The 19,114-nt window shown below is 62.6% G+C and carries 18 protein-coding genes; 7 read left to right on the forward strand and 11 right to left on the reverse strand.

The features are described from left to right. Positions 1 to 28: 28 nt before the first annotated feature. Positions 29 to 1,366 carry a cytochrome P450 gene (locus F7R90_RS18410; protein WP_158059035.1) on the forward strand — a complete coding sequence of 446 codons (1,338 nt, stop codon included), beginning with the start codon at positions 29 to 31 and terminating at the stop codon, positions 1,364 to 1,366. A gap of 48 nt (positions 1,367 to 1,414) precedes the next feature. On the opposite strand, the gene F7R90_RS18415 is transcribed toward F7R90_RS18410, so the two are convergent. Beyond that, positions 1,415 to 1,705 carry a hypothetical protein gene (locus F7R90_RS18415; RefSeq protein ID WP_158059036.1) on the reverse strand — a complete coding sequence of 97 codons (291 nt, stop codon included), beginning with the start codon at positions 1,703 to 1,705 and terminating at the stop codon, positions 1,415 to 1,417. A gap of 199 nt (positions 1,706 to 1,904) precedes the next feature. On the opposite strand from F7R90_RS18415, the gene F7R90_RS18420 reads away from it, so the two are divergent. Beyond that, positions 1,905 to 2,093 (forward strand): hypothetical protein, encoded by a 189-nt coding sequence (locus tag F7R90_RS18420; protein ID WP_158059037.1) that lies wholly within the window; start codon positions 1,905 to 1,907, stop codon positions 2,091 to 2,093. A 42-nt stretch (positions 2,094 to 2,135) separates the two neighbouring features. Here F7R90_RS18420 and F7R90_RS18425 read toward each other — a convergent pair whose 3' ends face one another. Next, complete coding sequence (locus tag F7R90_RS18425; protein WP_158059038.1) at positions 2,136 to 3,146, reverse strand: aldo/keto reductase; 1,011 nt, start codon at positions 3,144 to 3,146, stop codon at positions 2,136 to 2,138. Positions 3,147 to 3,318: 172 nt separating this feature from the next. Here F7R90_RS18425 and F7R90_RS18430 point away from each other — a divergent pair, with 172 nt between their 5' ends. After that, the gene (locus tag F7R90_RS18430; RefSeq protein WP_225741357.1) at positions 3,319 to 3,774 is read left to right on the forward strand and encodes a universal stress protein; all 456 of its coding nucleotides are present in this window, start codon (positions 3,319 to 3,321) and stop codon (positions 3,772 to 3,774) included. A gap of 7 nt (positions 3,775 to 3,781) precedes the next feature. Here the strand turns inward: F7R90_RS18430 and F7R90_RS18435 are convergent, their stop codons facing one another. From F7R90_RS18435 to F7R90_RS18455, 5 genes are all read right to left on the reverse strand, one after another. Then, on the reverse strand, positions 3,782 to 4,393 hold the full coding sequence (locus F7R90_RS18435) for a hypothetical protein (protein WP_158059039.1): 612 nt from the start codon (positions 4,391 to 4,393) through the stop codon (positions 3,782 to 3,784). 132 nt (positions 4,394 to 4,525) lie between these two features. Further along, complete coding sequence (locus tag F7R90_RS18440) at positions 4,526 to 5,926, reverse strand: FAD-binding oxidoreductase (RefSeq protein WP_158059040.1); 1,401 nt, start codon at positions 5,924 to 5,926, stop codon at positions 4,526 to 4,528. Positions 5,927 to 6,388: 462 nt separating this feature from the next. Further along, positions 6,389 to 6,889, reverse strand: coding sequence for a hypothetical protein (locus tag F7R90_RS18445; protein WP_158059041.1), 501 nt, complete (start codon positions 6,887 to 6,889; stop codon positions 6,389 to 6,391). A 66-nt stretch (positions 6,890 to 6,955) separates the two neighbouring features. Continuing rightward, a complete protein-coding gene (locus tag F7R90_RS18450) occupies positions 6,956 to 9,415 on the reverse strand; it encodes a xanthine dehydrogenase family protein molybdopterin-binding subunit (RefSeq protein WP_158059042.1) in 2,460 nt (819 codons plus the stop codon). Then, positions 9,416 to 9,952 carry a (2Fe-2S)-binding protein gene (locus tag F7R90_RS18455; protein WP_158059043.1) on the reverse strand — a complete coding sequence of 179 codons (537 nt, stop codon included), beginning with the start codon at positions 9,950 to 9,952 and terminating at the stop codon, positions 9,416 to 9,418. Positions 9,953 to 10,096: 144 nt separating this feature from the next. Between F7R90_RS18455 and F7R90_RS18460 the strand changes: the two genes are divergently transcribed. After that, on the forward strand, positions 10,097 to 10,687 hold the full coding sequence (locus F7R90_RS18460) for a nucleotidyltransferase family protein (RefSeq protein WP_225741358.1): 591 nt from the start codon (positions 10,097 to 10,099) through the stop codon (positions 10,685 to 10,687). A 9-nt stretch (positions 10,688 to 10,696) separates the two neighbouring features. Here F7R90_RS18460 and F7R90_RS18465 read toward each other — a convergent pair whose 3' ends face one another. The 4 genes from F7R90_RS18465 to F7R90_RS18475 all read right to left on the reverse strand — a co-directional run bounded on the left by F7R90_RS18465 (position 10,697) and on the right by F7R90_RS18475 (position 15,136). Beyond that, positions 10,697 to 11,860: an XdhC family protein gene (locus F7R90_RS18465; protein WP_158059045.1), complete on the reverse strand. Its 1,164-nt coding sequence runs from the start codon at positions 11,858 to 11,860 to the stop codon at positions 10,697 to 10,699. Between the two features lie 415 nt (positions 11,861 to 12,275). Next, a complete protein-coding gene (locus F7R90_RS22365) occupies positions 12,276 to 12,434 on the reverse strand; it encodes a hypothetical protein (RefSeq protein ID WP_192498492.1) in 159 nt (52 codons plus the stop codon). A gap of 54 nt (positions 12,435 to 12,488) precedes the next feature. Beyond that, positions 12,489 to 13,895 (reverse strand): acyl-CoA thioesterase/bile acid-CoA:amino acid N-acyltransferase family protein, encoded by a 1,407-nt coding sequence (locus F7R90_RS18470; protein WP_225741359.1) that lies wholly within the window; start codon positions 13,893 to 13,895, stop codon positions 12,489 to 12,491. A 41-nt stretch (positions 13,896 to 13,936) separates the two neighbouring features. Continuing rightward, positions 13,937 to 15,136 carry a CaiB/BaiF CoA transferase family protein gene (locus F7R90_RS18475; protein WP_158059046.1) on the reverse strand — a complete coding sequence of 400 codons (1,200 nt, stop codon included), beginning with the start codon at positions 15,134 to 15,136 and terminating at the stop codon, positions 13,937 to 13,939. Positions 15,137 to 15,925: 789 nt separating this feature from the next. Between F7R90_RS18475 and F7R90_RS18480 the strand changes: the two genes are divergently transcribed. The 3 genes from F7R90_RS18480 to F7R90_RS18490 all read left to right on the forward strand — a co-directional run bounded on the left by F7R90_RS18480 (position 15,926) and on the right by F7R90_RS18490 (position 19,043). Then, a complete protein-coding gene (locus F7R90_RS18480) occupies positions 15,926 to 17,623 on the forward strand; it encodes a thiamine pyrophosphate-binding protein (protein WP_158059047.1) in 1,698 nt (565 codons plus the stop codon). A 101-nt stretch (positions 17,624 to 17,724) separates the two neighbouring features. Then, a complete protein-coding gene (locus tag F7R90_RS18485; RefSeq protein ID WP_158059048.1) occupies positions 17,725 to 17,952 on the forward strand; it encodes a hypothetical protein in 228 nt (75 codons plus the stop codon). Positions 17,953 to 18,074: 122 nt separating this feature from the next. Continuing rightward, positions 18,075 to 19,043 (forward strand): NAD-dependent epimerase/dehydratase family protein, encoded by a 969-nt coding sequence (locus F7R90_RS18490; protein WP_158059049.1) that lies wholly within the window; start codon positions 18,075 to 18,077, stop codon positions 19,041 to 19,043. The last annotated feature ends 71 nt before the right edge of the window (positions 19,044 to 19,114 follow it).

Below are 19,114 nucleotides of genomic sequence, written 5' to 3' on the forward strand. Positions count from 1 at the left end.
CATTCTGCTGTAAGCCCAAGCAGTATCGATGCGTTCGTCACCGCCCGGCCCGCGGGGAGAGCCACTGTTCGGCAGTAGTCGCCGCTACGCCCGGGACCCCTTCAGATTCCTCTCGGCACTCGAAGAAGCGTACGGCGACGTCGTGCAGTTCGACCTCGGGCCGCTGAACACGCACCTCGTCACCGACCCCGTCGATATCGAGCGCGTGCTCGTCTCGGAAGCCCACAAGTTCCAGAAACCCGACTTCCAGAGCGACGCGCTCGGCGACCTCCTCGGGAAGGGACTGCTCCTCAGCGAGGGTCAAACGTGGCGCAAGCAGCGTCAACTCGCAAACCCGGCGTTCGACGCGAATCGACTGCTCGGGTTCGCCGACCGAATCGTCGCCCACAACGACGACCTGCTCGCCGGTTGGACCGACGGTGCCGAGGTGGACGTCGAGCAGGACATGACGGAAGTCACGCTGGCAGTCATCGCCGACCTCATGCTCGGCACCGATTTGAACGATAGACGCGTCGAGACCATCCGAAAGGCACTGCTCCCGCTCGGCAGGCGTTTCGGACCCGACCCTGTCCGATTCGCCGCGCCGGGGTGGCTCCCGCTGCCCGGCGACAGCGACTACCGCAACGCGCTCGAAACGATGGACAGCGTAATCGACGACATCGTCGCCGAACGCCGCGGTACCCACGGCGACCCCGAAACTGACGACGGACCGAACGACCTGCTGTCGATTCTCCTCCGCGCGCAGGACCGCGGCAAGCAAACAGACCGCCAGATACGCGACGAGGTGATGACGATGCTCTTAGCGGGTCACGACACGACCGCCCTCACGCTGACCTACACGTGGTACCTGCTCTCCCAACACCCCGAGGTCGAGCAGCGAGTCCACGAAGAAATCGACGAGGTACTCGATGGGGACCCGCCAGCGACGACTGACGTGAGCGAACTGTCGTACGTCGAACGCGTCATCGACGAGTCGATGCGTCTCTACCCGCCGGTGTACACGATGTTCCGCGAGGCGACCGAACCTGTCGTCCTCGGTGGCTATCGAATTCCGGAAGGAGCGGCCATCATGGTCTCGCAGTGGGCGATGCACCGCTCCGAGCGGTACTGGGACGACCCCGACGCGTTCGACCCGGACCGCTGGACGCGCGACGAGGACCGACCGCGCTTCGCGTACTTCCCGTTCGGCGGCGGACCGCGCCACTGCATCGGCAAACACCTCGCTAAACTCGAAGCGAAACTCATCCTCGCTCGGACGGCACAACAGTATCGACTCGAATACGCCCGGGAGAACGAACCGGAACTGTGGCCGACGCTGACGATGCACCCCCGAGACGGGATGCCGATGGACCTCCACGAACGCTGATTCGGGACGTTACAAACTGGCGTTACAAACGAGAACTACAAATCAACGTCACAAACAGTCGAACCACTCAGTTGCGCGTTCGAAGTCGAACCGAACGACTGCATCGACGAACTGCAACCACTGCTTAGCCTCCTCGAAGATGTCGATATCGACGGTAGCTTTGACTTCGCCGTTTGGGGCGATGATTTGCCACGTCCTCGATTGGCTATCGGCGTGCTTTCGGGTAATCGTGTGTTGCCGATATCGGACGGTGCTGGCCCCTGGTTGCCTGGCGGTGTATAGGTCTCGGAGTTGTCTCCGTCCCTGCTTGAGTTCGTGTTGTGTTCGGCGTGAACTCATGGGTCGATAGGAGAGACGGCATCCATCGGAAAAAGGCTAAGCCATGTCCGGAGTGAAAGTGAAAGTGGTACTGATTCGAATCAAATGGCGTGTTTGGACGCTTCGTGGCTGGACGACGGTGAATTGGTTTACTGTGGTGCGTCCGAAGTGAACCGCCAGTAATCGACAGTAATATCAGCAATCTGTCCAATTTTTGGGCTTGCTCGTGGAAAACATCAACATCACGCAGACGCTCACGCTATGGTTCGCCGCAATGATATTCCTCCAAACAGGCTCTGGAAACTCGAATCCGCTCGTCTTGCTCTCAGTCTCCGTGGCAATCGCGCTGAGTTACATCATCCCTCTGTACCTACTCGGTGCAATCGCTCTCGCCATGCGGGACTCTTGAGCGTCCGAAAAAAAGCAGAAAACGTGCGTACGTTCGAACGATCTACAGTCCAGCGTACGGACCGCCCTTCGCCTCGGCAAGTCGTTCGACCTGCTCGTCGGAGAGGTCGATTTCGGCAGCAGCGAGATTCTCTTCGAGTTGCTCGACAGTCCGGGCACCGACGATTGGTGCAGTGACGCCATCACGATGCATGAGCCACGCGAGCGCAGCCTGGGCGGGCGTCGCATCCACTTCCTCGGCCACGGCGTCAAGTTCGTCGTGCACGTCGAAGTTCGTCTCGTTGAGGTAGTTGTTCTCGAAGCGACTGTCCTCTACGGCCCGAGACTCGCCGGTTAGCCCGTCGGCGCGCGAGTACTTGCCGGTCAGGAAGCCTTGCCCGAGCGGACTCCACGGACACACCGCACGCTCTTCGTGGCGAGCCATCTCCAAGTAGTCGCCCTCGATTTCGCGGTCAACGAGGTTGTAACGCGGCTGTAGCACGGTGAACTGCTCCCAGCCCTCGGCGCGAGCAATCTCGTTCGCCTTCGCCACCTTCCACGCGTTCGGGCGGAGCGTCGAGGCACCGAGATACTGGACTTTCCCTTCCTCTACGAGCGCGTTGAGCGTCTTCATCATCTCCCGAGCGGAGGTCTGGTCGTCCCACCGGTGGATGTACAGTACGTCCACGTAGTCGGTGTCCAACCGCTCCAAAATCTTCTCGGTGCGGTGCCGGAGGTTCTTGCGGTTGGTCCCCCGACTGTTCGGATCGCCGTCTCGAATCTGCCAGTAAATCTTCGACGCGATAGTGTAGCGTTCGCGGTCCCGGTCTTCGAGCCAGTCGCCGATCCACTCCTCTGACTTCCCGCCGCCGTACACGTCGGCCGTGTCAATGTATCGACCGCCAGCCTGCTCGTAGGCGTCGAGCAGTTCGTGGGCGCGAGCCTCGTCGATTTCGACGTTGCCTTCTTCGGTCTCCTTCCCGAAGCGCCACGTGCCAAACTGTAGTTCGCTCGTCTGCAAGCCCGTGCCACCTAACTGGACGAAGTCGAGGTCGAGTGCTTCCAAGTCGGTCATGAACGAGTGTCGATTGGGTCGATGTTCGGAAAAGGGTTCAGCAACCGGCAGGCGATGATGGGGTCGCTCGTGAGTCGTCGTGCACTCGATAGACTCCGACCGCCGAATCGGCAGGAGGGTGAAAGAACCGAGAGAACACCTGAACGAGTAGAATATCGGCGGTAGAATTTTAATGTCGAACGAGAAATCGTTCGCCATGTACGACTCGATTCTACTCCCGACGGACGGGAGCGAGGGAGCGCAAGCAGGGGTCAGAGCAGGCTTGGAACTCGCGGCAGAGAGCGATGCCACCGTACATACGCTCTACGTAATCGACGAGCGCCACGTCACCCGAGAGTACGACTACGTCGTCGAAGACGCAGAGGAGGAAGCAGAGCAGGCCGTCGAACGCGTCGAAGCGGCCGCCCGAGAGATGGGCGTCGAAGTCGAGAAGCACGTCCGCTGGGGGATTCCCCACGAGGAAATTCTGGACGCGATTACGGCGTACGACGTGGACCTCGTGACGATGGGGACGCATGGTCGAACGGGACTCGACCGCCTGCTACATTTAGGGAGCGTAACCGAGCGCGTCGTTCGACAGTCGTCCGTCAAAATACTCACCGTGCCGATAGATTCGCCAGCCGAGTGACGGTCCACTACAGCGCCCCCACTCGAACGTGTTCCGCGTAAACCGGCACCGTCCGAGAGTATTCGTCGCCGTCGAGCGAAACGGTCACGTTCGCCGACTTGGGCGCGTTGTCGGCGAGTTTCGAGAGCGATAGCGACGGCGTCACCGTTTCGTCGTCTTCGACTCGGGTGGCGACGCTGAGCGTGATGGCCATGTCGCCGTTGAAGAACCCGGGAGCGTCGCCCATCCCGGACCCGAAATCGTCCGTCTCCAGACGCTTCTCCGTTACTTCTCGGACTTTCTCCAAGCCGACTTCGGCAGACTCGATGGACCCCCACTGCTCGAAGGGCATCGTTTCGAAGGACTCCGGGCCGTCACCGCTCATCGTCGCGACGAACCGAACCGTCCGGTTCGACGGAAAGTACTCGATATTGTCTTCGTATCCGGGGCTGTCCGTCACCTCGCGACTCGCTGAGATGGGGTCGCCACGACACCGTACTGGTTTCTCTGGACGGTGATTCGCGGAACGAGTGTCTCCCGCATCACTCCGACCACTGCCAATCGTGTTCTGGTCGAGACAACCACCGAGACCGAGCGTCGATGCTGACGCGAACGCCGAGAGGAGGGCACGTCGGTTCACGAGTACAGGTTGCCAGAGCAACACAAAAGCTTCGGGGAATCGAAATCGGATTCGCTCGGTTACCTCTCGCTCGGCGGTCGGTCTGCGGTCACGACGGGTGGGCTAGCACGCGACGAGAAAGACGAGGCAGGTTCACGCAGTCGGCGTGACGTTCTGATTCCGGCGGAAGCGGTTCTCCGGGTCGTACTCGTCTTTCAGTTCGACGAGTCGCTCGTAGTTCTCGCGGTAGGCGGCCTGCTCTTCGCCCACTTCCTCCGGGATGAAGTTCGCGTACACCCCACCAGTGGCGTGCGGTTTCATCGCCTCGTACAGTTCCCGTGCCCACTCGATGCACTCGTCGTCCATCGCCGGGTCCTCCCAGCGCGTGTGCAGGTTCATCAGGAACTCCGCGTCGCGGTGCGGGTAGGCTGTCGCGTCCACCGGCACGTCGTTGATGGCCCCGCCGAGGTGCGCGACGGCGATTTCCGACAACGGCGTCGGTATCTTCTCGCCGTACTCGACGAAGTTCTCTATCATGCCGTCGGTCATCTCCACGAAGTTGTGTGACTTCCAGTAGTTGCGGGCACCGGGTGCGAGCAGGCCGTCGAACGCGCTCTGCCACTCGGCGTACTGGTGTGGCGTGATGGCGTCGGCGACGGGGTCACCTAGCTCTCGCAGTGGTTTCACTGCCTCCTCGCCGTCGGCCACGTCACCTGCGTAGAACACAGCGAACAGCAACACCTTCTTCCCATGCCACTCCTCCGCCAAGAACGGCAACGGCGGCGCGTGGCGAATGACGAACCACGCGGCCAACTCTTCGGGTGCGTCGGCGACGACTTCGCGATATTCCCGCAGTCGGTCGGCGGCGTCCTCGAACGGGTGAACGAGCGCGCCCGACAGCACCTCCGGACCGACCGGATGCAAGTCGAACTCGAAGTTCGTCACGACACCGAAGTTGCCGCCACCGCCGCGGACGCCCCAGAACAGGTCTTCGTTCTCTTCCTCGCTGGCGCGGCGGAGCGTTCCGTCAGCGGTGACTATGTCTACGGCCCGAAGGTTGTCCGCAGTCAAGCCGTACTTGCGCGAGAGCCACCCGAACCCGCCGCCGAGCGTGAGTCCCGCGATGCCGGTCGTGGAGTTGTAGCCCACCGGCGTGGCGAGACCGAACGCCTGTGCTTCGTGGTCGAACTCGTTGAGGACGACGCCGGGTTCGACCTGCGCGACTTTCGCGCCGGGGTCGATTCGCACCGACTTCATCTGCGAGCAGTCGATGACGAACCCGTCGTCGGTGACTGCGTTGCCCGCGATGTTGTGCCCGCCGCCGTAGACGGAGACGAGCAGGTCGTTGTCGGCGACGAAGTTCACGGAGGCCATCACGTCGGCCGCGCCCGCACAGCGGGCGATGGCCGCCGGATAGCGGTCTATCATCGCGTTCCACACCGTGCGCGCCTCGTCGTATGCTGGGTCGTCGGGTAGGAGTAAATCGCCTCGTAGTGTCTCTCCGAACTCTCTGAGCGATTCCGCTGGTACCGATGGTGGTCGTTGCTCTGGCATTTGAACCCCCGGCATGACTGATAATGGCTATTGATATAGTGGCTCCCTAACCACCGGTAACTGAGTCACCAACTGCCACCTTTTTTCTCGGCGGGTGGCGACGGTGCGCTCCGCGCACCTGCCACCGCTTCTCGAAAAAATGTGGATCAAAAATCGACGCGCGAAATCCGAGCGCGGAGCGCACGGATTTCACACGTCTACATCGCGCTTGTGCGACTGCCGCACCGCAACCGCAGCAGCCACACGCCTCCCCACCCGATTCGCTCATCCACCGGAAGAGTTCGCACCGATGGACGCAAAACGTCCATCGAGCCTTCAGTCACTTCGTTCCTGAAGACTTCGCTTGGCTTTCGAGCGGTGGCTCACATTCGTTCGCCAAGACCTCGCACGGAGTCGGCGCGACACGAAGGTCGCGCCAGCGCACGCCATAGGGCCTGTGTCATCTGTCCAAGTACCTGGTAATCAAGTCGTTTCGGTCGTCGTGTTCCACCGTTCGACGACCACACCACCATCTCTGGGGTCGGTCGTGCGGTTCTCTGGGTGTTCCAACTTGACGACCGTGGAGTCGTTTACGAAGTAGTTGGCTCTGACGAAACCGTCGCCGACGGCAACTTGGCCGTCGTGACAACTGTAGGTGCTGATACCACCCGAAACGTGGACGACGTACCCCGTCTTGGTTCGGTTCACGAGCGACCCTTGCGCGTTGACGTTCAACTCAGTCTCCGCGTTCTTGCGCTCTTCGTTCCACGTCGTCGCGTTCTCGTAGGCCACGGCGAACTCGACTGCCGTCTCGTTCGTCAGTTCCGCGGGCTTCTCGGGGAGTGACTTCTTCGAGAAGTGCTTGGTCGGTGGACAGCCGTCGGTAGTCGTTTCTCTCGGCGAAGTCCCGACTCCGCTCGATGCACAACCCGAGAGCAGGACACAGAGCGCGAGGAGGAGGAGGTCAATCCGGGTGCGTCTCATACGTGACAGTAGCGGCGTTGAAACAATAAATCGGGCGAAGAGTGAAACGTTCCTTTCAGCCAGCGACTACTCCTCTCCCTCCACCTGCCGAATCCGTTCCCGAATCCGGTTCGGCGTAAACGGAATCTGGTCGGCCCTGACACCGAGCGGTTCCAGCGCGGCGTTGATGGAGCAGGCGAGACTCGCCGGGCCGTCAATCATGCCGCCCTCGCCCGTTCCCTTCGCGCCCGTCGCGGTGAACGGCGAGGGCGTCTCGGTGTGTTCTAACTCCAACTCCGGAATGTGCTCGATGGACGGCAGTTTGTAGTCGAACAGCGTGATGGCCTGCGGTTGGCCCGACTCGTCATAGCCGAATTCTTCCTGAAGCGCCGCGCCGATGCCCTGCGCGAGGCCGCCGTGGGCTTGTCCCTCGACGATGGTCGGGTTGAGTTGCGTCCCGCAGTCCCGCAACGAGTAGAACTTCAAAATATCGACTTCGCCGGTCTTCGTGTCCACCTCGACGATTGGCGCGTTCGCGGCGAACGCGGCAGTCGGGTAGACGGGGAGTTTCTTCGACAGTGCTTCGTCGAACTGCTCCAACTGCGTCGTCGGATGCTCGTAGTCGTAGCTCGCGCGAGTGAGACCAGATTCGTCGTCCTGCGCCGCGAGTTCCGCGAGTGAGAGCGTCTCCTCGCCACCGCCATCGACGCGCACCACTGCGCCGTCGCGGTAGGTCACGTCGTCTTCGTCGCAGTCCCACGTCTCGGCGGCTAAACGCTCCAAATTCGAGACGAGTTCCTTGCCCAATCCTTGCGCTGCCCCCGAAAGCATCACGGCCATGCGAGACGCCGCGGTGCCGTACTCGGTCGGTGCGGTCTCGCTGTCCAAGTACCCCACTTCGATGTCGCTCGGCAGCACACCCAACTCGTCAGCGAGCAGTTGGCTTACGAGCGTCTGGTGGCCCTGCCCCGACGTATCGGTCGCGAGATACGCCTTCACGGTACCGTCTGGTCGAATCTCCGCGCGGAGGTGTTCGGGCAGTTCCGCCACGTCCTCTCGGTTGCGTTCTTCTAATCCCTCTCTATCCGAGCGCTGGCGGTCGGTCCAGTCAGAGCCGCTCACGCCCGGTTCGATGTGGACCGTGGGGCGCACACCGCGGTACTTGCCTTCCTCGCGCTTCTGCTCCACGGTTTCGGGGTCCAACAGGCCGCCGTCGCGCTCCTCCTCGATTCGTTGCTGGACGTGTGCCAGCGCCGCGGGGAAGTCCCCCGAGTCGTAGATGTTCTTCGAGGGAAGTTGATACGGCATCTGGTGGGCTTCGATGAGGTTCCGGCGCCGCAACTCGTCGGGGTCTATCCCGAGTGCTTCGGCGGCGTCGTCTACCAGCATTTCGAGTGCGTAGAGGTGCGAGGGAACGCCGAAGCCGCGATACGCCGTCTGGCAGGTCTTGTTCGTCAACACGAGGTCGTACTCGTAGCGGGCGTCCTGTACGTCGAAGGCGTTGGTGAGAACTGAGAGGGGTTTGAGGACTTGATTCACCGGATATCGGGGCCACGCGCCAAAGTCGTCCACGAACCAGAAGTCCAGCGCGCGAATCGTCCCGTCGTCGTCCAGCGCGACTTTCACGTCGTATTCGCGCTCCGTAGAGTGCATGTCCCCGCCCTGCAAGTTCTCGATGCGGTCCTCCACGAAGGTCACTGGTTTGTTCAGTTCCTTACTCGCCATCGCGGCCAGACAACAGTACCGATGGATGGCGATTTTCGTCCCGAAGCTCCCGCCCACGTCCGGCGGCACGTCGAGGTTCACGTCGTCGGGGTCGTAGCCGAGCGTCTCGTAGACGGTGTCGTCCACGAGCGTGTGCAGTTGGATGTTGCAGTCGATGTCGAAGCTATCGGTGTCGTCGTCGTACTGGGCGACGACGCCTGCCGTTTCGAGCGGAACGCCCGAGATGCGACCCCACGAGTAGGACTTCTCGATTACGTGGTCGGCCTCCTCGAACGCCGAATCAGGGTCGCCGAAGACCAGTTCCTCGTGGTCGCCGACGTTCGTGCCGAACTCTTCGTGGACCACCACCTCGTCTTCACGGGCCTCTCGGGGGTCCACCACGCAGTCGAGTTGGTCGTATTTCACGTTCACGAGGTCCACCACGTCTTCGGCGACGTAGCGGTCGTCGGCGATGACCGCGACGACTGGTTCGCCGACGTAGCGCGCCCGGCCGTCGGCCAGCGACCACTCCTCGAATCCTTCGAGTCCGGCGGGCATCGGGTTGTACTCGGCCTTGATGTCCTCGGCGGTCAACACGAGGTGACAGCCGGGATGGTCCTCGGCCTCGCTGGTGTCGATGTCCACGATGTCGGCGTGCGGGTGAACGCTCCGCAGGAGCGCCATGTGAAGCGAGTCTTCGGGAGCCTTGTCGTGGATGTACTCGGCCTCGCCGGTGAGGATGCGGTGGTCCTCGACGCGGGCCATGCCACTCCCCGTGAATCGCTCTTTTTTCGTCTCTGTCTCGCCCTCTTCAGCAGCGTCGGTTCGTGCGTGCGAACTCATCTATGCTTCTTCCTCCTCGTCCACCGTGCTTTCACCGTCCATCCGGTCGGCCGCGCGCAACACCGCGTCGTAGATGTTCTGGTAGCCAGTGCAGCGACAGATGTTGTCCGCGAGTCCCTTCTCGACGGCTTCCTTGGAGGGGTCGGGGTTCTCGTCCAGCAGTTCCTTGCTCGCCATCACGAACCCGCTGGTACAGAAGCCACACTGCAAGGCGTGTTCCTCGTGGAACGCCTCCTGAATCGGGTGGAGCGCGCCGTCCTCGGCGAGTCCCTCGACAGTCTCGATTTCGGTGCCGTCGGCCTGCACCGCGTAGGTGAGACACGACTTGACAGCCTGTCCGTCCATCAGAACAGTACAGGCCCCACAGACACCGTGTTCACAGCCGACGCGGACCCCCCGGAGGTCTTGGGCGTCACGGAGGAAGTCCGAAAGTTTGTGGCGCGGTTCCACCTCCGCAGAGACGGATTCACCGTTGATAGAGAGTGAAATGTCCTCGGTCGGCCGGTCGAGAGACCCCGACGTGTCGTCAGCACTCATGGTAGGTACTCACGTATTTCCGGTCAGCGCATAAACGTTGCGCCGAATCGGGGGACGACGGCCCCTGACCCGACCCAATCAGTTGCGGTGGCAGTCCCCGTCAGTTGCCGAAACGTTTTGATGTGGGGGTGTGCAAATCGCGGTATGATGCTCGGAGTTCTGCTCGCCGCCGGAACCGGGTCACGGTTCGGCGACGGGAACGAACTACTGGCCGAAATAGACGGCGAACCGGTCGTCTCACACGCCGCACGGACGCTGACGGCCTCCGGCGTCGATGCGGTCGTCGCCGTCGTCGGACACGAACGCGAACTGGTCGAGGGCGCGCTTCCCGACGATGTAGACGTACTCTACAACACGGACTTCGAGGATGGCCAGAGCACGTCGGTGAAGCTCGCTGCCGAGTTCGCCCGCAAGCGCGAGGCCGACGCGGCGCTGTTCGCGCTCGGCGACATGCCGCGCGTCTCAGTCGAAACTGTCGAAGCACTCCTCGCAGCGTACCGCGACGGAGACGGTGATATCGTCGTCCCCAGATACGAGGGCGAACGTGGCAATCCAGTGCTGTTCGACGCTGCGTACTTCGACGCGCTGGCGGAGGTAGAGGGCGACACGGGCGGCCGCGAACTTATCGAATCGGAAGCAGAATCGGGAGCAGTCGCGTGGGTGGACGTCGAGGACGCCGGCGTTCGCCAAGATATCGACACCCGCGAAGATTTAGAGACGCTTCGCGGCGAGTGAGGACGAGAACTATTCTGCCCGGGGGTGAATCGACGCCTCGCTCTCGCTCAAGCGAGTCCCGTCCCTATCGTTGCTCACCGCTAGCACCTCGCTCACGACGCTGAGCGCCACCTGCGCGGGTTCACCTCCTCCCAAATCCAGTCCGACTGGCGTGGAGATACGGTCGAGTTGCGATTTGGTGAGTTCGACGCCGTCCTCGGCGAGCGCGTCGCGCAGTTCGTCGAATCGCTTTCGTGGCCCCATCAATCCGACGTATGGAACTGCCGTGTCGAGCAGAGCTTCGACCGCGAGGCGGTCGTCCACGAAGTTGTGCGACATCAGCACGGCGTAGGTATCTGCGGCGCGTTCGATGCAGGAGTCGAGGTCGGTCGGGTGCGTAGCGACCACGCGGTCTGCGGCCGGGAACCGCTTGGCGTCGGCCTGTGCGCCGCGCGCGGTGGCGACGGCGACGCGAAAGCCAGCCTCGCGGGCGAATCGCGTCACGGGCCGCACGTCGCGGCCGCCGCCGAAGACGAACAGCGTCGGCACTGGTTCGAGGCCGTCTACGAACAGTTCGACCGTGCCGCGCTCCGTCTCGACTTCGAGGGTATCAGAGCGACCGTGTTCGGCGAATTCGCGGGCTTGTTGGGTGACTTGGGTGAGGATTTCTTCGGGGATTTCGGGTCGGGGGTCAGTGGCTGTGAAGGAGCCATCGGCGAAGAGTACGCGCGCGCCGACTGCTACGTCGGAATGCTCGGTGGCGACCACGGTGACCAGCGCGACTCGCTCGCCGTCTGTGAGTCGGTCGAGGGCCGCGCGGAAACTCGTGTCCGCCGGTTCGACCAGCACGTCGATGACGCCGTTGCACCCCAGTCCGAAGTTCCACGTGTCGTCGTCGCTCGTCAGGTCGAACGTCTCGCGGCGGGGGCCGTTCTGCGTGACCTGCGTTGCGATTTCGGCGACAGGGCCTTCGAGACAGCCAGCGGTGATGGCTCCGGTCGTTTCGGGGGCGCTGGCGTCGAGAGTGGTGGTGTTCGGGAGTACCATCTTCGCGCCGGGGCGACGGTACGCCGAGCCTTCGACGGCCGTCACGGTCGCGACGGCGGCGGGCGCGTCTGCATCGAGTGCGTCGCGGAGCGCGGTGCGGACTGTGGGCGTACTCGCGTCCCACGCTTCCGACGCTTGGTCGTCCATGGGGCGTGATAGCTAATCTGCGTATTTAGGTGTTGGTGTAGAGGTCCGAACCTCTGTCGAACGTCCTACTGCTTCGAGAGAGATTCGACCGACTCTGTTGCGTCGGTGGTCAACTTCGGAATGGAGAAGGATGAAACATCAGTCGTGTTATCTGTATTGAAAAAGGAGCAGTGAGACTAGCGACTCCCGAAACCGATGAGAAACCGCACCGCACGGCACGAGCCACACGCCTCCTCACCCGACTCGCTCGCCCCACTTGTTCGTGATTACCGAAAAGCGAAGCCCTTTCGAACGACTCCGCTCGTTGAAGACGTCGCGCAGGGAGGGTCGCGGCACGAAGCCGCGACCAGCGCATGCCGATGGAGAAAGCGAAGAGTGGCGAAATCAGGGAGTGCGCTCACCAGGCCGCAGCTACCTACATTTCGACGCCATCGACGGAGAGAAACAACACCACGACCAAGAGCGTGAGGAGCGCGCCAGGAGGTCCCAGCACTTCGAAGGCGACGAATCCGACGAGGACGAAGAGGAGAAACCGAATGTGGCGCAGTTGGGTGTGGAGGAGGTCGTCTGCCATACGTTTTCCCGCTCGTCCGATAGACAAAGTTCTGTTCATGTCGTGAAATTGGCCTCACTCACCGAGCGCGTCGTCGAAGAAAGCCAGTGTCTCGTGCCACGCGTCGGCGTTCGCGCGAGCGTTCGCCTCCTGACTGCCGCCGTAGACGTTGTACTGATTCCTCGAGGTTCCGGCGGTCGGAAGGTAGGGGTAGCGCATGTAGTGGCCTGCGCCCTCGTGGCTGTCGTGGCGGTACTTGTGGGAGTAGCTGTTGGCATCCAGTCGCTCGACGACTCGCTCCGAGAGCCTCGCCGATGGCCACCGCTGGTCGTCAGTGACCGACACCAAATACATCGACGCGTCGGCGTCCTCGACTGGAATAGCTGCAGTCGCAATCTCGTCGTCGCTGGCCTTCGAGAGTGCCGGTTCGTAGTATGGGAGCGACGGCGCGGGTGGCGGTCCGGGGTCCGCGTCTGCGAGTTCCAGAAACGGCACTGGCTCGCCGCCGACCGACCACGCGGAGGTGTCTGCCGGAGCGCGACCGTAGCTGAGCCCCTCCCAGACGACGCCGCTCGGGACCCACCCGACGACCGCGCCGAGATTCTCGTTCCGACTGGCGAGCAAAAGCGCGAGCGCGCCACCTCTGGAGAAGCCGAAGACGCCGAGCTTTTGACCAGCGACCCGATTCTGCTCCTGGAGCCACTCCACCGCCGTTTCGGCGTACTCCACCGGCACCTCGCTCAGCGTGTCCGGAATCGGGTCGGGGTCGCCGAAGTACTGGAGCGCTAACGTGGCGAACCCCCGCGAGGCCAGCAGTCTCGCCGTCGCCAGGTGTGGCTTCCCGCCAGCACCGTGGAGGTGCAGGATTGCTGGTGCGGGTTCCGAACCGGGCGGCAGAAACAACTTCCCGACGAGGTCTCCGTGGTCGATTGCTCGCTCCTCGATTTCAGGGTCGAACAGTCTACGCGCCGTCGTCGCTTCGGCGACTGACTCGCCATCGACTTCGGCGGTGAGTGTGACCTCGTAACTCTCCTCGCCGGGGGCGAAGATGGCTTCCGGCGGGAGTTGCTGGTCCGACTTCGCGTCCGCCGGTCGCTTCGACCAAAACAGCCCCATCGGGTCGGCGTCCTCGTAGGTGCCCTCGACTGGGGGCTGTTCGCCGACGACGAGCGTTCCGTCGTCGCCGACTTCGAAGCGGGCGCGGGACTCCCACTGGCCGCCAGTTTTTGCGTTCGACTGCTGGTTCTGCGACTGTGCCGACGCCCGAACGACGACCGAGGCTTCCGATTCGAGACCGTCGAGTTCGACGCGGATTTCCTCGTCGGTGAGCGCGTTCGTCGGGACGGAAATTTGGGGGTCGGTCGTCGTCCCGCTACAGCCTGCGAGCGTCGAGAGACCGACAGTACCGAGCAGACCCAGCAAGTCGCGTCGAGTGGGATGCATCGAGTGTGTGCGGGAAGTTGGAAGCCGACCGAGGACCATACGCTGAGTAGTCAGGTAAAGTACAAAATTCCTGTGTCGGCTTACTCGGATTCGCCGAACACGCCTTCCTCGGCCAGTCGCTCGATTTCGGCTTCGGAGTAGCCCAACTCTCGGAACACGTCGCGGTTGTCCTCGCCGAGTTTCGGCGGTGCGGAGTCGAACCCGCTCTCTGCGTGGGCGAAGTTGAGGGGGTGTTCGATGACGGGAATTTCTCGGTCGCCCTCCTCGATTTCGGTGAGGACGCCGCGCGCTTCTGTCTGCTCGTTGTGAAGCGCGTCCTCGACGCCCCACACGGGGCCTGCGGGGATACCGGCGTCCTCGACGAGAATCTCCATCCACTCGTCGGTGGTCTTCTGAGTCAGTTCTGCTTCGATTTCCGTTTCGAGGGCGTCCATGTGCTCTACTCGGTCGGCGTTCGTCTCGAAGCGTGAATCCTCGGCGAGTTCCGGGCGGTCGATCGCCTCGGTGAACGTCCGCCAGAGCTTCTGGTTCAAACAGGCGACGTTGACGTGGCCGTCCTTGGTCTCGTAGGTCTGGTACGGTGCCAGCACGGGGTCTTTGGTCCCCATCCGAGTCGGCGTCTCTCCGGCGAACACCTTCCCGGCCTGCTTCGTGAGCCACGGCAGTGTGGCGTCGAGCATCCCGAGGTCGATGTACTCACCTTCTCCCGTACGTTCGCGCTTGTAGAGCGCGCTCGTGATGCCGAATCCAGCCCACATGCCCGTGATGAGGTCCGTCTGGGGCAGACCGACCTTCGCTGGTGGGCGGTCTGGCTCGCCGGTGACGCTCATGATGCCGCTCATGCCCTGCACGAGCAGGTCGTAGCCTGGTCGCTGGCTGTAGGGTCCGGTCTGACCGAACGCGGAGATGGCGCAGTAGACGATGTCGTCGTTCAGGTCCCGGATGGTCTCGTAATCGACGCCCAACCGCTCGGCGGTGCCGGGCCGGTAGTTCTGGACGAACACGTCGGCCTTCTCCACGAGGTCGTAGAGTGCGTCGAGTCCGGCGTCTGCTTTGAGGTTCAACTCGATACTCCGCTTGCCGTAGTTGACCGTCCAGAAATACGGGGACTCGCCGTCTACGAAGGGCGGTCCGGAGTGACGGTTGTCGTCGCCCGCGTCCGGTCGCTCAACCTTCACAACCTCTGCGCCCTGGTTAGCGAGCATCAGCGTGGCGAACCCACCAGTGACGAACGTCGAGAGGTCGAGAACCTTGACGTCCTCTAGGATTTTGTCTGGCATGGCTCAGTGGGGGTGTGGAGTCGGTAAAAAGATTGGGAGCGCGGAAATCCAGACGGGGGTGACTACTCTGGCTTCGTCGAATCCCCGCTCGTCAGTGCTGTAACGAAGGATGGTGTCGTCGTCTCTGCTTTCGATTAGGGAGTTAAACGACGAGAAGCTAATTAGAAGGTGAACGACGAGCAGCTAGCTACTCCCGAAACTAAGGGGAAACCGCACCGCGGCCGCACCGACTGAGCCACACGCTCGCGGCGAATGCCACTCGCTATTCGAGACCCGCTCTCCGCACTGCTCGCGCGCCGAGTGGACTGCTCTGTTTCGCGTATTTCCACGTTCCAAGTGGCGCGCGGGAGCGACGACAGGAGCGACTCGCGCGAGGTCTGCACGAGCGACGCGAGTGCAGGCTCGCCAGAGCTTGCTCTGGCGGTGGACGAGCGAACGGACGTGAGCGAGTCGGCTGGGGAGGCGTGTGGCTCGTGCGGTGCTGTGGGGTGCTGTGGGGTGCTGTGGGGTGCTGTGGGGTGCTGTGGGGTGCTGTGGGGTTGCGGTGCGGTCTCTCCTTGGTTTCGTGCGAGCAGGAAGCTTCAGAGAAGGAAATCATCTTCCGAGAAGTTAGAGCAGGAAGCTTCACTGACGCAGATGATGAAGCTCCCACTCAATCGACTCCCATTCGAACAGCGCCACTTCGCCAACACTCCTCCCCGAAGCGACAAACCAAAGTCACGCGCCCCTGTCGGTTCAGGCAGATATCGCCATGCCTACGCCAACCACCCCACAGGAGACCCGAGAACGATGACACACACCAACGAAGCCCTCGTCTCCGAACTCGAAGCCCTCGGCGTCGAGTACGTCTTCGGCTACCCTGGCGGCCGAGTAATCGAACTGCTGGACGAACTTCCGGACTCCGACATCGACGTAGTTCGCCCCCGAGACGAGCGCGAGGGGAGCGTCATGGCCGAGATGTACGGCCGCCTCACCCAGACGCCGGGCGTGCTGGCCGGACAGGGGCCGTGGATTGGCAGCCTCGGTACCATCGGCCAGATGGAGGCCCGCCTGTCTTCCTCGCCGATGGTCGTCCTCACCGAAGCCAGCGAGCGCGGCGACTACTCGACGCTCGCGCCCTACCAGCAGTCCCGCGGCGACTACGGCGGTCTCGACCTCCCCAAGATTCTCGACGGCGTGACCAAAGAACACTGGTTCCCGCGCTCGCCCACCGAGACGATTCGCAGTACCCAACTTGCATTCAAGCACGCCACGGCGGGGAGACCCGGTCCCACGGCGGTCATCCTCGACGGTGACGCCATCACCGAGGACATGCCCGAGGACCCCACGCCGCCGGTCTGGGAGGCCAACGAGCAGGTCCAGAATTGGGACAGCGGCCCCACGGAGGAGGACACCCAAACCGCCGCAGACGCTCTGGCAAACGCCGAGCGGCCGGTCATCATCGCGGGTAACGGCGTTCACGCCGCGCAAGCGTACGACGAACTCCAAGCTGTCGCGGAAGCCTACGATGCAATCGTCGCCACCTCGTATCTCGGAAAGTCCACGGTTCCGGAGACGCACGACCTCGCGGCGGGCGTCATCGGCTCGTTCGGCCACGAAGGTGCGAATCAGGTCGTCAGCGAGGCCGACGCACTGCTCGTCGTCGGCTGTCGGATGAACCCGATGGACACCAACTGGCAGGCTCCGAGTTTCATCCGCCCGGACGAGCAGACCATCATCCACGCCGACATCGACACCCGCAACGCCGGGTGGGTCTACCCCGCCGACGTGGGGCTCATCGGCGACGCCAAGGAGAGTTTGAAGGCACTCGAAGAGGCCGGTAGCGGAACGAACGACTGGGCACAGTCGCGTGCCGCCGAGGCACGCGAGTCCTTCGAGACCGAGGCGTGCGAGAGCGACGACGTGCCACTCAAACCCCAGCGCGCCGTGAAGGAAATCGAGGGCGTCGTAGACGAGGACACCATCGTCACCGCCGACTCGGGCAACAACCGCTTCTGGCTGTTGAACTATCTCCAGACGCCTGCAATTCGGACCTACTTCGGCTCCGGTGGTGTGGGCGGCATGGGTTGGGCGACTCCCGCCGCAGTCTCGGCGGCCATCACCACAGACAAAGACGTCATCGGCGTCGCTGGCGACGGCGGGTTCACGATGACCATGACTAGCGTCGAAATCGCCGTCGAGCAAGGCGTCGCGCCCACCTTCGTCGTGCTGAACGACACGAGTCTCGGCATGGTCCGCCAGATGCAGGAGGAAGACGGCGACATCGCGGGCGTGGAGTTCCACGACACCGACTTCGTGAAAGTCGCGGAGGGCTTCGGAGCAGACGGACGGCGGGTTACTGAGCCGTCGGAATTGAGCGGGGCGCTTCAGGAGGCGAAAGCGTCGGACGTGCCGACGGTCATCGACGTTCGAATCGACCGCGAGGAAGACATGGCCGAGCAGTTACAGTCGTCGTTCTACGCGGAAGTCGGTGGACTGCACGAGTAGAGAAGCGTCTTCTCGGGCTACTTTTTCCGTAACGACCAGGCGAATCGCGTAGGAGGTTGCCAGAAGATTTTATCGTGGCGACCCCGAATTTCAACTCGAACATGGGCATAGATTCAGCGGTGAATCGTCTGTCGTCGCCCGGCCTGTTTCGGCTCGTTCTCTTGCTGTTCGTCGTGACGGTCGCCCAGAGTTTCCTCTTCCACTCGTTCTGGGACAGCGACGACCTCGACGACGATTCGAAGTACCTGTTGCCGAAAACAGCGATTACGTCTATCGCGTACATCATCGTAGTAGCGACCATAGCGGTCGCGTTTCACGTGTTATCGTGAACGCGTGCAAACTGGCGGTGCCGAGGGATGAATCTCCGGTCCGAAACAGCCGTAGAGGAGCGAGCTACTCACCGTCGGCCGACTCGGAAAACCTTTTCCCGTCTTGCAGATATTTGTAATCTATGACCGACACAGAAACCGTACTCGTCACGGGCGGCACCGGCTTCATCGGCTCCTACGTCGCGAAGGACCTCGTGGACCACGGCCACGACGTGGTGGCCTACGACCTCTCGACGGACACCGACATCCTCGAAAAGCTCGGCGTCGCTGACGACGTGGAAGTCGTTCGGGGCGACCTCACCGACTCGACGAGCGTCGTCCGCGCAGTGAAGGAGAGTGGCGCGACCCGAATCGTCCACCTCGCGGCGCTCCTCACGTCGCTCGCGCGTGACAACCCGCGCTCGGCGGCGGAAGTGAACATCTTGGGCACGAACAACGTCTTCGAGGCCGCGCGAACCTTGGACGATCAGGTCGAGCGCGTGGCGTGGGCGTCCAGCGCGGCCGTCTACGCGCCGCCGACGAACTACGATAACGACTGGGTAGACGAGGAAGACCTCGTCTACCCCGACACGCTCTACGGCGCGACCAAGGAGTACAACGAGCATCAGGCGAAAGTCTACTTCGAAGACTACGACCTGAGCCACGTCGGCCTGCGACCGACCGTCGCGTACGGTCCCTACCGCGAGACCGGCGGCTCTGCGTTCCTCGCGAACATCATCGAGAAACCCGCCGTCGGCGAGTCGTTCTCGGTGGAGTACGGCGACCAGGTCATCGACTGGCAGCACGTCGAGGACATCGCCCAAGCGTTCCGCAAGGCCGCCTTCGCGCCGGAAGAGGACCTGAGTCAGCGCATCTACAACGTTCGGGGAGAGGTGGCGTCGATTCGAGAGGCCGCAGAGACGGTCGAGAAAATCATGCCCGACGCCGACATCGAGGTCAGCGACGAGGGCGAACTGCCGTGGACCCAGAAGCTCGACATGACGGACGCGCAGGAAGACTTGGGTTACGACCCTGCCTACGACCTCGAAAACGGCTTCCGCAAGTACATCGACGTGCTTCGAGAAGAGGCAGGACTCGAAGCCTTGGAATAGCGGGCGGGCCGGAGAATCGGTGACGACAGTAGCTATTTTTAGGAGGTCGGCGTACGGCGTCCGGGGAGAGA

Origin of the sequence: Halorussus halophilus (assembly GCF_008831545.1) — an archaeon.
In the GTDB taxonomy this organism is placed as follows: Archaea; Halobacteriota; Halobacteria; order Halobacteriales; family Haladaptataceae; genus Halorussus; species Halorussus halophilus.

Excerpts from the sequence above, each read along its gene's own strand:
- F7R90_RS18475 (WP_158059046.1), bottom strand. The coding sequence starts at position 15,136 with ATGCCAGACAAAATCCTAGAGGACGTCAAGGTTCTCGACCTCTCGACG.
- F7R90_RS22365 (WP_192498492.1), bottom strand. The coding sequence starts at position 12,434 with ATGGCAGACGACCTCCTCCACACCCAACTGCGCCACATTCGGTTTCTC.
- F7R90_RS18455 (WP_158059043.1), bottom strand. The coding sequence starts at position 9,952 with ATGAGTGCTGACGACACGTCGGGGTCTCTCGACCGGCCGACCGAGGAC.
- F7R90_RS18430 (WP_225741357.1), top strand. The coding sequence starts at position 3,319 with ATGTCGAACGAGAAATCGTTCGCCATGTACGACTCGATTCTACTCCCG.
- F7R90_RS18410 (WP_158059035.1), top strand. The coding sequence starts at position 29 with ATGCGTTCGTCACCGCCCGGCCCGCGGGGAGAGCCACTGTTCGGCAGT.
- F7R90_RS18425 (WP_158059038.1), bottom strand. The coding sequence starts at position 3,146 with ATGACCGACTTGGAAGCACTCGACCTCGACTTCGTCCAGTTAGGTGGC.
- F7R90_RS18460 (WP_225741358.1), top strand. The coding sequence starts at position 10,097 with ATGATGCTCGGAGTTCTGCTCGCCGCCGGAACCGGGTCACGGTTCGGC.
- F7R90_RS18465 (WP_158059045.1), bottom strand. The coding sequence starts at position 11,860 with ATGGACGACCAAGCGTCGGAAGCGTGGGACGCGAGTACGCCCACAGTC.
- F7R90_RS18485 (WP_158059048.1), top strand. The coding sequence starts at position 17,725 with ATGGGCATAGATTCAGCGGTGAATCGTCTGTCGTCGCCCGGCCTGTTT.
- F7R90_RS18440 (WP_158059040.1), bottom strand. The coding sequence starts at position 5,926 with ATGCCAGAGCAACGACCACCATCGGTACCAGCGGAATCGCTCAGAGAG.
- F7R90_RS18445 (WP_158059041.1), bottom strand. The coding sequence starts at position 6,889 with ATGAGACGCACCCGGATTGACCTCCTCCTCCTCGCGCTCTGTGTCCTG.
- F7R90_RS18490 (WP_158059049.1), top strand. The coding sequence starts at position 18,075 with ATGACCGACACAGAAACCGTACTCGTCACGGGCGGCACCGGCTTCATC.
- F7R90_RS18480 (WP_158059047.1), top strand. The coding sequence starts at position 15,926 with ATGACACACACCAACGAAGCCCTCGTCTCCGAACTCGAAGCCCTCGGC.
- F7R90_RS18415 (WP_158059036.1), bottom strand. The coding sequence starts at position 1,705 with ATGAGTTCACGCCGAACACAACACGAACTCAAGCAGGGACGGAGACAA.
- F7R90_RS18470 (WP_225741359.1), bottom strand. The coding sequence starts at position 13,895 with ATGGTCCTCGGTCGGCTTCCAACTTCCCGCACACACTCGATGCATCCC.
- F7R90_RS18450 (WP_158059042.1), bottom strand. The coding sequence starts at position 9,415 with ATGAGTTCGCACGCACGAACCGACGCTGCTGAAGAGGGCGAGACAGAG.